The following is a 12,879-nucleotide window of genomic DNA, read 5'->3' on the forward strand; positions in this document are numbered from 1 at the left end:
ATGCCGGCGTCGTCGCTGCTGAGCGCGCTCCCGGGGGCGGGGCCTGGATCTTTGTCGGGGCACCGCCTGGGCGGGGTTACTGGTCGCGCTTCAGCCAGCGTCTTTCCAATTGTATTTGTGTGGGCGCCAGCTCTGTAAGGGCGCGCCGGTAGACCTCTCGTTTGAAGGTCACCACTTTGGTCAGCGGGTGCCAGTAACTCACCCACCGCCAGTGATCAAATTCTGGCTTGTAGCCATTATTGAAACTGATGTTGCTTTCCTCGGCGTTCAGCTGCAACAGGAACCATTTTTGCTTCTGGCCGATGCACAAAGGTTCCGAGCGCCGCCGTACTAGCCGGTGCGGAAGGCGGTAGCGCAGCCAGCCACGGGTGCTGCCGAGCAGGGTCACCTGGCTGCGGGTCAGCCCGATTTCCTCATACAGCTCCCGGTACAGCGCCTGTTCCGGGGATTCGCCGGGGTTAATGCCCCCCTGCGGGAATTGCCATGCGTCCTTTCCGCCTACCCGGCGCGCCCAGAGAGCCTGGCCGCGCTCATTCAGGACAATGATGCCGACATTGGGGCGGAAGCCCTCGCTGTCGATATTGCTGTCGTTGTCCGAAGTCGTACCAGATGATTCCGCAGCGGCTTTGCGTTGGGACTTGCCGCCGCTGGGGCGGTCATTGCGCGCGGAAGATCTGGCGGGTTTGCGGCGGTGCTTACGCCCGGCGGGTGTCTGCTTGCCGTCGCCCAAAATACCGTCCTCAATTTTGTCGGTGCACAAATCGTCAAGGGGGAGTAACCCCAGCGCACCATAATGTCCTGCATTGTTCCACAGGGACCGGTTTACGGCAATTCAGTGAGATGGTCGATGTAACGTCTTGGTGGGCAAGGTAAAATCTCCCGCCCTGAATCAGGGGCGGCAAACAATGGAAGTGGTACCTCCGTCCGCACCAGGGTGTGAACGGGTCTGAATTTGGCGTAAAAAATTCCATCGCAGGGCAACCTGTGCGCCACCGGTGCCCTATAGTCAACTAAGGAGATTTCTGTGCAGCTGGCGATTTTTGATCTGGACAACACCCTGATCGGTGGCGATAGCGACCATGCCTGGGGCGAATTTCTGGTCGAGCGTGATTGTGTGGATGGCGAGCGATTCCGCAGTGAGAACGACCGCTTTTATCGGGATTACCAACAGGGCGCGTTGGATATCTTCGCGTACCTGTCGTTTGCCCTGGAGCCTCTGGCGCAACTGTCCCGGGGGCAACTGCAGAATCTGCAGCAGGAATTCATGCGAGAAGTCATCGGTGATATCTGGTTGCCCCATGCGGAAACACTGATCCAGAAACACCGCGATGCTGGTCATCACATCATGATCATTACCGCTACCAATCGCTTCGTGGTGGAGCCGATCGTCGATCGTCTGAAAGTGGACTCCCTGCTGGCGACCGAGCCCGAAGAGGTGGACGGCAAGTTTACTGGTCAGGTGGCCGGTCAGCCCTGCTTTCAGGAGGGTAAGGTGGTGCGGCTGCAGCAGTGGCTGGACGCGCACCCGCAATACGCCGAGGGTGAGAAATGGTTTTACAGCGACTCCATTAATGACTTGCCGCTCCTGCAGCAGGTCGAGTTTCCCGTGGCGGTCGATCCCGACAACCGCTTGCGCGAGGAGGCCATCGCCCGCGGCTGGAAAATCATCAGTCTGCGCGGCGAACAAGAAGATTTTGCCAGTGCTCTGGAATGGTAACCCGGCGGGCTATCGTTATCGGAGTGCCAATCGAAATGTATTAATACACAGGGTATCAGGGTTTGTTTGAACAGCTAAAAAACGCAGTATCTCAAGGGGTGCGATTCCGGGGGTCTTTGGCGCTGATGCTCAGCGGTGTGCTGGTATTGGGTAGTGGCTGCGAAAGAAAGCCTGCACAAACCATTGAGGAAGCCGAAGTGGCTCCCGCGCCGACACAGGCGGTGAACGAAGCTGCTGCCGGCGCCTATTCCGCGGAGTATTGGGGAGCTGGGCAGGCGCAGGTTATCGATGCGCAGGCGGCGGCCCAGGCTCTGGAGCGGGCAGTGGCGCAGTTGTTGATGACACCGACCGAGGATCACCTCGAATCGGCCAAGCTGGCGTGGCTGGATGCTCACCGGGAATTTGCCGCGTCCATGCCATTTATCGAGGTGGCATTTGCACCGCCGCCCCTGCAGCAACAGGGGAAAGACCTGTTGCTGGCGCTGAATAGCTGGCCGGTGCAGGCGGGGTATCTGGACACGGTGCCGGGTTACTCCACCAGCGGTATCGTCAATGACACGGCCATCGAGCTGACACTGGCGAACCTGCGCAAGCAGCACCGGCTCACCGCGCATGAAGAGGCGAGTACCGGCTTCCACGCATTGGAAATTATGTTGTGGGGACCGACCGGCGAGCGCTCCGCTGAGCAATTTACCGAATCCAGTGGTGGCGAAGAACCGAAGGCACAGGCCTCTAATCGACGCAGGGAGCTGACCCGGTTGATTTCTCAAGGTATCAGTGAAGATCTGGCTCAGCTGGCCAATCGCTGGCCGGTGACTGCCAACGATCTGTCCCAGCCTTACCTGGCGCGAGATCCGGTGGCGCGTCTGCAGCGGATTCGAGCCGCGCATATCGACCTGCTGCGGAATCAGGTGTTGCCGCGTATTCCGGAGAGTTCCGAAAGCGATGTAGAAAGTGGCTTGGCGGCGAATTCCAAGCAGGCATTACTGGCGATGCTGCGCAATGTTCAGGTTGCCTGGTTGCCGGGAGCTGGCAGCGGCCTCGCAGATCTGCTGCTGGATCGCCATCAGACGATGGCACTTGCGGAAACCTTTGGTCGGCTGGAAGAGCGGCTGCTGAAGATGGAAGATCCGATCGAACTGGCAGCCCCGACAGAACTCCAGCGCAGCCGCCAACAGGTTGAAAAACTGATGGGGCTTATATCCGGAGATACCCAAGTCCCCGCGGCCGAAGAAGAAATGACACCGGTGAGCGTGACGATACCGGCAGAAGACTGAGCAAACGTCCAGACGCGAAAAACCCAGGCAGTGCCTGGGTTTTTCGGTTTTTGCCCTGCCTGATTTCAGGTAGGTATGCCGCTGATTACCAGCGACGTACCGGGCCGGTGTCCACGTGTACGAAGTTACTCTTCGGGTAGTAACCCACACCACCTGCTTTCAGGTTGATGGCAGCCTGGCGCAGTTTGGACAGAGATACACCCGGCATGCGGATGTCCAGAGCCATACCACGGGTGTGGTAGCTGCGTCGTGCCACACCGCGGCCTGCTGCGCGGAGCTTGGCGTTGGTTTTGGGAGAGCGGTATCCGGAGATAATCTCGATCTCACCGTTGTAGTTCAGTTTTTCCTTAAGCTTGTACACGATGTCGAACAGTTTCGGGTCCATGCGCGTTACCTCATTGGCGCGGTGGTCGCGCAGCAGTCGGTTGAACTGCTTGAGGCCGCTGCTATCGTAGTCGCCATCCGCCCAGTAGGCGGTGCTCAGGCGTTCACCGGTGTGCAGGTTGCGCATTTTCAGATTGCGCGACTTGCCCACTTTTGCCATAGCGGGGCCGGCCGAAACCGCCGCCGCGGTAGCTGCAGAAACTGCTAAAAACCTGCGTCTGGAAAGTTCTTTCATACCCTGTTACCGCCTTTGGTGTCTGAGTGAGTTGTGCCCTTGGGGGCCTCTAGTCTTCGAGTGGCTTCCGGTGTCTCTCGCGATGTCTGCACTGTATAAAAAATAATCTTTGGTTACAAACTGATCGCCTCTGATAACAAATTGATCAAAAAATAACCTGGCTATTTTTTTCTAATACACTAGGCGGCTCGGACTTATTTTGCCTACTCACCTCCGGGAACCTTTAAAAATATGGTGACAGCGTTGTCATTAATGGGAAATTATTTTTCTGTGACTTGCGGGTTTCGGGTACAGGGTTTTCAGTTGGGTGGTGGATGCTTATCCGACGGAACCGGCTGGTTGCGCGCGTGCAAGGGGAGGTTCGCGTCGCAATCGGGTGTTTCTCGGTGCATTTTGAGCGGTTTTTGGGGCGGGCCGGTATCGGAGGCTGCGTGCGCGGGGAGGTATATTGACCTCCCCGCTGGCAGTGACTGACTGGGCGTTCTGAGTGCTAGCGGTCCCGGTGGTAGATGTCCGGGCGGAACTGTACCTGGCCGATGGCGTCCACCCAGGCCGTCAGGTAGGCAATAAAGAGTCGCGGCGGGTTGTCCACCTTGATGGTGACAGATTCGTCGCCGGTGGTTGCCTGTGCAACCCGGGTGCGGTCCCAGCCCTGTTTGCCCAGGAGTGCATAGGCCAGTTCTTCCGGTTGTTGCAGGCGGATACACCCGTGACTGAAGGCACGGTGGCGCAGTTCGAACAGGCTCTGGGCCTGGGTGTCGTGCAGGAAAATGGCCTGCTTGTTGGGAATCACAAACTTCACCCGCCCGAGGGTATTCCCCGGGCCGGCGATCTGGCGCAGGGTGGCCTTGCCTCGAGCGGCACTTTCGATGCTCTTATCGTTGATCGGCGTGGTGGTGTTACTGCCGTATTTCACCACCCGGTAACCGCGCTTGTGCATGGCTTCCGGAAAATTGCGCGCTTTCGGTAGCAGATCGGTGAGCAGGATACTGCGGGGCACGGTCCAGGTTGGATTGAATACCACCGATACCACTTTGGTCGTCAGGTCCGGGGTGCGTTTGCTGCTTTTGCCCACCACGGTTTTCATGGAGAGCACAACCCGCTGCTGGTCGATCAGTTGCAGCTGGAAGTCTGGGACATTGACCAATATGTAGCGGTTGCCGGGCTTGGCGGGTAGCTTTTCCCAGCGCTCGGCATTGATCTCGAGTTTGTTGGCCAGCTCCTGCGGGGGGTGTGACAGCGCGTGCAGTGTTGCCGCGTCCGCGCGACCGGTAGCCTCCATGCCATGGCGACGCTGGTAGCTCTCAACCGCGCGCTGGAGGCCTGCGTCGTAACGGTCTGAAACGTCGCTTTCCACAATCACGGGCCCCAGTGCCCCTTGGTAATCGCCGTACTGGCTCAGGATCTTGCGCAGTTGCGCGACCCGCGGGCCCTGGTCACCGGGGCGTAGCGGTGCGCCCTGTGCAATCGGTTGCCAGTGGTTGGCAATTTCGCGATATCGCGCGGCCTGTTCACGCAGCGCGGCGGCGGTGGTGGCAAAGTCGATGGCGCGACCGGCGTTCTCGTCGGTGTGCTGTGTATCTGCTTTCGGTTCCTCAGGGGCCACACCGGGCTGATTTTCCTGCTGTGGCTGCTGCAGGCTTTGCTCGGTTTCTGCCGGAGGCGCCGGCTCGGCCATCTGTGCGATAGCGTAGAGCGGTAACAGGGCGCAGAAACTAACCAGTGCCAGCGTCTGGCGCGGTTGTACGGCCCAGTCCCGCAACCCTGATCGCTGCCGGCACTTCGACTTGATGTGCTTGCTGTAGTCGTCGATATGCATGGTTGCCCCCAGTTCTCATTCGGCATTTAGCTGGTCACGCTGGTATATGTCCGGCCGAAAGTTCAGCTGTCCTTCTTCGTCCACCCAGGCGGTCCAGTACACGATATGCACGGGGATCGGCTGCTCGAGTGCGACGGAGCGTGTGCGACTTCCAGTGGTGTAGCGCGCCAGACGATCGCTATCCCATTTGCCGGGTTGGCTTTGCTGGGCGAGAACAATGCGGGCTAGTTCGTCAGGTTTTTCCAGCCGCACACAGCCGTGACTAAAAGCGCGTTGGCTGCGCCCGAAAAGGTTTTTTTTCTGCGTATCATGGAGGAATATGGCCTGCTGATTTGGAATCACAAACTTGAACCGCCCCAGTGCATTGCCGGCTCCACCGCGCTGCTGGAGCGCGATGCTACCCAGGCGCAGTGCGCGCAGGTTGGCGCCGCTGAAAGGGACCGATTTGCCGCGGTTGTTAATCAGTCGATAGCCCCCCGCAGACAGGTTGCCGGAGCCTTTGGGTAACAGCTCACGCACGGCGATATTGCGCGGCACCGTCCAGGTAGGGTTGAACACGACCCGGGTGAGGCGGGTGCTCAACTGGGGTGTCTGGTGCTCGGTTTTGCCGACCACCACGCGCATGCGGTATTGCTCTTCCTCGCCGTCCATCAGGCGCAGGGTGTACTCGGGAATATTGACCAGCAGGTAGCGCGGCCCCAGGTCCTTCGGCATCTGTTGCCAGCGCTGGAGATTGGCTTCCAGCGTGGCCAGGCGTTTGGCCGGTGGTGTGTTGAGGGCGTTGCGGGTGTGGGTATTGACGATTCCATCGGCGCGCAGGCCGTGGCGGCGCTGGAAGCGCTTCACGGCATTGCGTACCTGCTGATCGTAGAGGTCCGCCGGGTTCTTGGTGGCACTTGTATCCTGTTGCTTGTCGAGGCTGCTACCGGACATATCGTCGACCAGGGCCAGGTCTCCATACTGCATCAGCAGGCTGCGCAGGACCCTGACGCGCTCGTCGCGCATGCCCGGCGCCAGGGCCTGGCCAGAAGGCAGCGGTTGCCAGTCCTCACCCGCACTGAGGGCCCGGTAGCGCGCAAGTTCTTCGCGCATCAGCGCATACTGGCGTCCATAGGGGGTGAAAGGGCTGTAGGGTGTGAAAGAGTCTGTTTGGTCCGCTTTTTCTGTTTTTTGCGCTGGCCGTTTACTTTCGATTTGCTGCGAGCCGGACTGTTGTTCCCGTGCCGGTACCTCTTCGTCCATCGCCAGAGCATCGACGGACAGCGACAGAACCATCGCTGCGCCAATGCTGGCTGGAATTCCCAACTTGCTACCCATCTCTGACCCCTGTCGCTGTCGGGACTAAGGATTCAGCCCCGTAAACCACTCAACCTTCGGCGCGCGCGGCTGCGCGCAGTGTCTTAATTGGTAATTTGTGACTGGATTGGCGCCAAATACGATTGGGGTATGCCGCGGGGGGTTCTCGGGATCTTTCGGAATATGCTCGGTGAGCACTGGGCTGTGAGGGGGTGGCGCGCGGGTCGGTATTGGTGGCAGTGGGGCGGTTGGCAGGAGAAAGGGGCCGGGTGGTTCCTCCACCCGGCAATTCAGTGGGCAGTGAGAGAAGTCGGACGCAGGGCGGTGAGTGGTGGCACCGCCTGCGGTTGTGGAGTGCGCTTAGAACTGGTTTGCGGCGAGGCCATCTTTGCCGTAGATATCCGGGCGGAAGTTCATGCGCCCTTCGCCGTCTACCCAGGCTGTCCAGTAGGTCAGATACACCTTCACATTCTTGCTCATGCGCACCTCGGTAGTGTTGTCACCGGTGGTGAGCTGCTCGATGCGATAGCGGCTCCAGTCGCCGGGCTCGTCCCGCAGCAGCACTTCGGCCAGCTGGCGCGGTTTCTCCAGGCGCACACAGCCGTGGCTGTAGTCCCGATCGGTGAGGCTGAACAGGCTCTTGGCACGGGTGTCGTGCAGGTAGATATCGTCGCCATTGGGGATCTCGAACTTCACCCGGCCGAGGATATTCTGCTCGCCACCCTTCTGGCGCATAAGGAAGCCGCCAGCCGCCGCGCGCTTCAGGTTCTGGGAGTTCAGCGGCAGGTATTCACCACTGCCATTGACCACCCGGTAACCCATGTTTTCCATGCCGTGCGGGTTGGCCCGGGCCTTGGGCAGAATCTCGTTCACCAGGATGCTGCGAGGCACGGTCCAGGTGGGGTTGAAGACCACGCGGGCGACACGGGTATTGATTTCCGGTGTCTGGTGAATCTTCTTGCCCACCACCACGTTCATGGAGAGCTTGATGCGATCTTGCTCCACATAGTTGAGGCTGTACCCGGGAATGTTCACCTGGATAAAGCGGTCCCCCAGGTTGGCCGGCAGTTTTTCCCGGCGGCGGATATTGGCCTCGATAATGTGCGCACGGGCGGAGGGCGAGATATTCATGCGCTGGCGAGTCTGCTTGCCAACGATACCATCGGGCTTGAGGCCGTGGCGTCGCTGGAAGCGCACTACCGCATCGTGCAGGCGCTGGTCAAAGCGGTTGCTGTTGGTCTCGCCACCGTAGCTGTAATAGTCCCCGTACACCGACAACAGGTTGCGCAGGTGGATTACATTCGCGTGCTTGGCACCGAGGGTCATTGCCGGGCCGGCGGGAAGCGGGCGCCACTGGCCGGATGCGGCCATGTTGCGGTAGCGGGCCAGCTCCTGGCGCAGGGCCTGGGCATCGCTGCCGAACGGGGTGTTTTCCTCCCGGTACATCCCCTCACCGTGGGACGGTGTCAGGCCCGAACCTTCCTCGGACAGGTTGCGGAAGCGCGGCATCACGCGGGGGTAGGACTGTGGATAGCTGCGGGTGGAGTAGCGCGCACTGTGGCTGGTGCCGTAGCGCGAGCCGCTGCTGTACACCCGGCCTTGCTGGCCTTGAGAGGAGCGCTGGGTGTAGTAGCGAGAACGGTCTACGGACTGGCCACCGCGGTTGTAGCCGCGGAAGTACTGGCGGCCACTGTCGTTGGCTGCATAAAGCGTCGGGGCTGCCCTGTCGATGAGGTCTTCGGTGCCGGCGCTGGCCATCTGGAAGCCGCCCTCGGTCAGGTTGACTGGGGTGATGTCCTTCTTGCGCAGACGCAGGCGGGGTTGCTGCTCCGGGGCCTGTGGACGCAACTTGTCCAGCTGAGTGTCCTGGGCGTAGGAGATAAACGCGTCGGTGAGCAGCACATCGAGCACCGCGGCCATTTGCAGGCGCTGCGGGGTATCGCGCAGGGTGCGGTCGAAGTAGCCCAGGTGATAGCGGTAATCCACCATGCTGCTGGGGTTGCCGGAGCTGGATGCGGTGAGCTGCTTGAGCAGATCGTTCGCGGTGTCGCTCAGGCTGTAGTTATCGAACCACAGCAACCGGTAGTCGGTGCGGCGATAGATACGGCGCACCGCCACCGGGTTGAAGATGGGGTCCTGAGCGGGCCAGGCGTCAGGGTTGCTCTCCAGCCAGTTCACCAGGTGTGGGCGCACGGCATTCTCCGGCAGAACCGGGACCGTTTTCTGATTGGCAGTGAAAGCGTAATAGAGGGCGAACACGCACAGGCTGCCGAGAAAAATCAGCGGCAGCGGTGATTTGCGTTTGCGACGCTCTGGAATGAAATATGACATGGTACCTCAGCGATACTGCAGGGCGCCGGTTTACAGTGCGGAAGCCGGGGCCCGATCGTTCATACCTTCCCAACCTTCGGCGCACCTATCCACATCAAATCGCCAGAACGAATTCCGGCGACGGCGCACCTTAGCCGAGCATCCCGCGCGACCTTCCTTTTATTAAAGCGGGTACCGAGAACGTCGCCTTGCGCGTTTCTCAACATCCGCCTGCCTGTGAATTTAAGTATGGCAACAAATGCGAAATTTGCTTGGCGTTGGAATCATTTAACCTTAGGTTGCTGGCGCGCCTCGCGTTAGGCCGCAAACCGGTGGGGTAGATTGGCGTCAGGCTGGCGCATTTTGAGGCGTGGACGGGGACCTGGACCTGAACTGCGGAACACGGTCACGGCTGCCGGGTCATGCCGCCGGCAGGTGGAAATAAGCGGGGGACCCACTGACCCGTCCGTTGAGGTAGGCCTGTTCCCAGAATTGCACATCGCCGTCGGTGTCGACGGCGACCAGTGAGCTTACCCGGGTACCGTAACCGGCCGTCAGTGAACTGCCCGGTAGCGTATCGTCTGCGTCGATTCGTACGAAAATCGATGACAGGGCGGACTCCATTGCCCGGCCAACACCGGTGTCCGGCAGCTGAGTGGCAGGCCCCCGCCGGGTGTCGGCAAGCAGTGCCAGAGCCGGGGAAACGAAATTGCCCCGGTCCAGTGATGCGGGTAGCGCTGCAACCAGTTCGGACAGGGCCTGGCAACCGCGAGTGACCTTGGGCCATGGAGCATCCGGTGCCCCGTTGGAAATACCGTGCACGCCCGGCGGCATGGCAAATGGCCGGTGGCGGTTGCCCGCGCAGATCAGAGGCTGGTCTGCTGATTCCAGGAGTGACGCGTCGAAGAGAAGGGCGTTGAAGCCCCGGTAACGCGCCCCGGCAATACTCCGGGCGAAGGGCTCCGGCGCCTGGTCACCGGCAAGGAAGTTGACCGGAATCTCTCCGCGAGACAGGACATCTCGCGGTTCGGGCATCTGCGGCTCCCGCACATTGGTTACCGCGGCCACCCTGCCACCCGTCGAGACCCCCAGCCAGGTGCCACCTGCTTCCAGGTCCCGGCCCGCGGTAATCCGGCCGCCCGGCCAGTGGTGCGCGGACTCGGTAGCGCGGGAATAGAATTCGTCCCGGTTGGCGAGAATCAGCAGGGGAAATCGGGGGTGTTGCTTATAGGCAATCAACAACAGGCACATGTCAGCTCGCAATCGTCATTTTGTCAGTGCCATAATAACGCCCAATTTTCCCAACCGCGGTTTCAGCATGCTGACGTACCCCGAGATCGATCCCGTCGCATTGGCCATTGGGCCACTCAAGATTCACTGGTATGGACTGATGTACCTGGCTGGCTTCGCCGCCGCCTGGTGGCTGGCTATGCGCCGGGCACAGAAACCCTGGTCGCCGGTAATCAAGTCGGAGGTGGAGGACCTGATCCTGTTCTGCGCCATTGGCGTGGTGGTAGGCGGGCGCCTCGGCTACATGTTCTTTTATAACTTCAGCGAGTTGCTGGCCCACCCTCTCAGCCTGTTCAAGGTGTGGGAAGGGGGTATGAGTTTCCACGGCGGCCTGATCGGCGTGATGCTGGCGGCCACCATCTATGCCCGCAAGATCGGCACGACCTTCCCGGCACTGATCGATTTCGTGGCGCCGCTGGTACCCATCGGCCTCGGTCTTGGTCGTGTCGGTAACTTTATTGGCCAGGAGCTGTGGGGCCGCGAGACTGATGGCCCCTGGGGTATGGTGTTCCCTCGTGACCCGGAGCTGCTGGTGCGCCACCCTTCACAGCTGTATCAGGCCTTTCTTGAGGGGCTGGTGCTGTTTGTGGTTTTGTGGATTTACTCCAGCAAGCCGCGTCCGCGTCTGGCGGTAGGCGGTCTGTTTGTCCTCCTGTATGGCGTTTTCCGTTTCCTGGTGGAATTCGTTCGCCAGCCGGATGTGGGTATCGAAGTGATGTTTGGCTGGCTCACCCGCGGCCAGCTACTGTGCCTGCCGATGATTGTCGGCGGAATCCTGCTCCTGATCTGGAGCTATCGCACCCAGCCGCTGCCGGAGGGGCGCGGCCAGGGTGAAGAGCCCGAATTCAAGCCCGAGACCAGCAAAAGTGCCGGCAAACTGAAAAAGAGTGCGGCCAAATAATGGCCCGCTCACTGGCATTCGATTTAAAGACCTGTATATAGATGAAGCAATATCTCGACCTGATGCGCCACGTGCGCGACAACGGCACCCTCAAGAGCGACCGCACCGGTACTGGCACCCGCAGCGTATTTGGCTATCAGATGCGCTTCGACCTTGCCGAAGGATTCCCGCTGATCACCACCAAGAAATGTCATTTGCGCTCCATCATTCACGAGCTGCTGTGGTTCCTCAAAGGCGATACCAATATCGCCTACCTGAAGGAAAGCGGTGTGCGCATCTGGGACGAGTGGGCGACGCAAGAGGGGGATCTGGGGCCGGTGTACGGCTATCAATGGCGCTCCTGGCCCACGGCCGACGGCCGTCATATCGACCAGATTAAGGAGCTGGTTCACCAGCTAAAGACCCGCCCGGATTCCCGCCGACTGATTGTCAGTGCCTGGAACCCGTCGGATCTGCCGGATGAAGGCGTTTCGCCAAGCGACAACGCCCGCGCCGGCAAGATGGCACTGGCGCCCTGTCACGCCCTGTTCCAGTTTTATGTGGCGGACGGCAAGCTGTCCTGCCAGTTGTACCAGCGCAGCGCCGATATCTTTCTCGGTGTGCCCTTCAATATCGCCTCCTATAGTCTGCTGACGCTGATGCTGGCGCAGGTTTGTGGCCTGGAGCCGGGGGATTTCGTGCACACCTTCGGTGATGCGCATCTCTATTCCAACCACGCAGAGCAGGTGGAGCAGCAGCTCGCCCGCGAGCCACTGCCGCTGCCGCAGATGGTGCTGAACCCGGATGTCAAAGACCTGTTCGAGTTCCGTTTCGAGGACTTCGAGCTCAAGGGCTACGAAGCCCACCCGCATATCCCGGCACCGGTGGCAGTCTGATGGCGGCGGATGAGATCTCGATCGAAACTCCGGTCGCCATGATTGTGGCGATGGCGCACAACCGGGCCATTGGCCGCGCTAATGCACTGCCGTGGAAAATCTCCGGGGATCTGCAGTTCTTCAAGCGCACCACCCTCGGCAAGCCTGTGGTGATGGGGCGCAAGACCTTCGAATCCATCGGCCGACCGCTGCCCGGGCGCCTGAACATCGTGATAACCCGCAATAGCGACTGGCGCGCAGACGGCGTTGAAGTGGTTAGCTCTCTAAATTCGGCCCTGAAATTGGCAGATCGCGCTGCGAAAGAAGTGGGGCAGGGGGAGTTGATGGTGATCGGCGGCGCCGAGATCTATCGCCAGGCGCTGCCACTGGCCCGTCGGCTGTATATCACCGAGGTGGATGCGGAAGTGGAGGGAGACGCCTTCTTCCCCGAGTTCGGCAATGGCTGGCAAGAAGTCGCCCGGGACTGTTACCCGGCCTCGGAACGGGATGAATACAACTACTGCTTAGTCCAGTACGACAGGTTTATTTAAAAACAATTTGACCAAAAAATACTCTTTCGGGTAGGGTTGGTCAAATGTTGCACAGTGTAGATCGCCGCAAATGTGTGCATGAACCCCGCGGGTGTTACCCGGGTGTTACCTTGCTACACAGGCGGGACGGCGTAGTCAATCCGCATTTGAATAATCAAATCGGCTGTTTACAATGTGCGGCTCTTAGCTGTCTTCAAACCAAAAACTACCGCGTTGTGGCAGCTAATCCATCGCGACCATGTTGT

At 60.1% G+C, this 12,879-nt stretch carries 11 protein-coding genes; 5 read left to right on the forward strand and 6 right to left on the reverse strand.

Going from position 1 to position 12,879, the window contains the following annotated elements; translation table 11 throughout:
• Positions 1 to 76: 76 nt before the first annotated feature.
• Entirely contained in the window at positions 77 to 730 is a 654-nt protein-coding gene (rppH, locus tag ACXAG1_RS04915) for an RNA pyrophosphohydrolase (protein WP_475091741.1), read from the reverse strand.
• Between the two features lie 294 nt (positions 731 to 1,024).
• Between rppH and ACXAG1_RS04920 the strand changes: the two genes are divergently transcribed.
• On the forward strand, positions 1,025 to 1,717 hold the full coding sequence (locus tag ACXAG1_RS04920) for a histidinol-phosphatase (protein ID WP_475091742.1): 693 nt from the start codon (positions 1,025 to 1,027) through the stop codon (positions 1,715 to 1,717).
• Between the two features lie 125 nt (positions 1,718 to 1,842).
• Positions 1,843 to 2,994: an imelysin family protein gene (locus ACXAG1_RS04925; RefSeq protein ID WP_475091743.1), complete on the forward strand. Its 1,152-nt coding sequence runs from the start codon at positions 1,843 to 1,845 to the stop codon at positions 2,992 to 2,994.
• A gap of 85 nt (positions 2,995 to 3,079) precedes the next feature.
• On the opposite strand, the gene mepK is transcribed toward ACXAG1_RS04925, so the two are convergent.
• The 5 genes from mepK to ACXAG1_RS04950 form a co-directional block, all read right to left on the reverse strand.
• Positions 3,080 to 3,613, reverse strand: coding sequence for a peptidoglycan L,D-endopeptidase MepK (gene mepK / locus ACXAG1_RS04930; protein ID WP_475091744.1), 534 nt, complete (start codon positions 3,611 to 3,613; stop codon positions 3,080 to 3,082).
• Positions 3,614 to 4,103: 490 nt separating this feature from the next.
• A complete protein-coding gene (locus ACXAG1_RS04935) occupies positions 4,104 to 5,432 on the reverse strand; it encodes a L,D-transpeptidase family protein (protein ID WP_475091745.1) in 1,329 nt (442 codons plus the stop codon).
• 15 nt (positions 5,433 to 5,447) lie between these two features.
• A complete protein-coding gene (locus tag ACXAG1_RS04940) occupies positions 5,448 to 6,749 on the reverse strand; it encodes a L,D-transpeptidase family protein (RefSeq protein WP_475091746.1) in 1,302 nt (433 codons plus the stop codon).
• Between the two features lie 339 nt (positions 6,750 to 7,088).
• The gene (locus ACXAG1_RS04945; RefSeq protein ID WP_475091747.1) at positions 7,089 to 9,059 is read right to left on the reverse strand and encodes a L,D-transpeptidase family protein; all 1,971 of its coding nucleotides are present in this window, start codon (positions 9,057 to 9,059) and stop codon (positions 7,089 to 7,091) included.
• Positions 9,060 to 9,458: 399 nt separating this feature from the next.
• Complete coding sequence (locus ACXAG1_RS04950) at positions 9,459 to 10,289, reverse strand: NRDE family protein (RefSeq protein WP_475119105.1); 831 nt, start codon at positions 10,287 to 10,289, stop codon at positions 9,459 to 9,461.
• 67 nt (positions 10,290 to 10,356) lie between these two features.
• Between ACXAG1_RS04950 and lgt the strand changes: the two genes are divergently transcribed.
• Genes lgt through ACXAG1_RS04965 form a run of 3 tightly spaced genes read left to right on the forward strand, consistent with a single transcriptional unit; the run spans position 10,357 to position 12,634 of the window.
• Positions 10,357 to 11,229 (forward strand): prolipoprotein diacylglyceryl transferase, encoded by an 873-nt coding sequence (lgt, locus tag ACXAG1_RS04955; RefSeq protein WP_475119106.1) that lies wholly within the window; start codon positions 10,357 to 10,359, stop codon positions 11,227 to 11,229.
• 41 nt (positions 11,230 to 11,270) lie between these two features.
• The gene (locus tag ACXAG1_RS04960) at positions 11,271 to 12,104 is read left to right on the forward strand and encodes a thymidylate synthase (protein ID WP_475119107.1); all 834 of its coding nucleotides are present in this window, start codon (positions 11,271 to 11,273) and stop codon (positions 12,102 to 12,104) included.
• On the forward strand, positions 12,104 to 12,634 hold the full coding sequence (locus tag ACXAG1_RS04965; protein ID WP_475119108.1) for a dihydrofolate reductase: 531 nt from the start codon (positions 12,104 to 12,106) through the stop codon (positions 12,632 to 12,634). The genes ACXAG1_RS04960 and ACXAG1_RS04965 overlap by 1 nt, the downstream gene beginning before the upstream one ends.
• Positions 12,635 to 12,879: the final 245 nt, after the last annotated feature.

This window comes from Microbulbifer sp. ABE4_465 (assembly GCF_056160765.1).

Bases quoted from the DNA above. Each gene is read 5' to 3' on its own strand.
- ACXAG1_RS04960 (WP_475119107.1), top strand. From the start codon at position 11,271: ATGAAGCAATATCTCGACCTGATGCGCCACGTGCGCGACAACGGCACC.
- ACXAG1_RS04940 (WP_475091746.1), bottom strand. From the start codon at position 6,749: ATGGGTAGCAAGTTGGGAATTCCAGCCAGCATTGGCGCAGCGATGGTT.
- ACXAG1_RS04965 (WP_475119108.1), top strand. From the start codon at position 12,104: ATGGCGGCGGATGAGATCTCGATCGAAACTCCGGTCGCCATGATTGTG.
- ACXAG1_RS04925 (WP_475091743.1), top strand. From the start codon at position 1,843: ATGCTCAGCGGTGTGCTGGTATTGGGTAGTGGCTGCGAAAGAAAGCCT.
- ACXAG1_RS04935 (WP_475091745.1), bottom strand. From the start codon at position 5,432: ATGCATATCGACGACTACAGCAAGCACATCAAGTCGAAGTGCCGGCAG.
- ACXAG1_RS04945 (WP_475091747.1), bottom strand. From the start codon at position 9,059: ATGTCATATTTCATTCCAGAGCGTCGCAAACGCAAATCACCGCTGCCG.
- lgt (WP_475119106.1), top strand. From the start codon at position 10,357: ATGCTGACGTACCCCGAGATCGATCCCGTCGCATTGGCCATTGGGCCA.
- mepK (WP_475091744.1), bottom strand. From the start codon at position 3,613: ATGAAAGAACTTTCCAGACGCAGGTTTTTAGCAGTTTCTGCAGCTACC.
- ACXAG1_RS04950 (WP_475119105.1), bottom strand. From the start codon at position 10,289: ATGTGCCTGTTGTTGATTGCCTATAAGCAACACCCCCGATTTCCCCTG.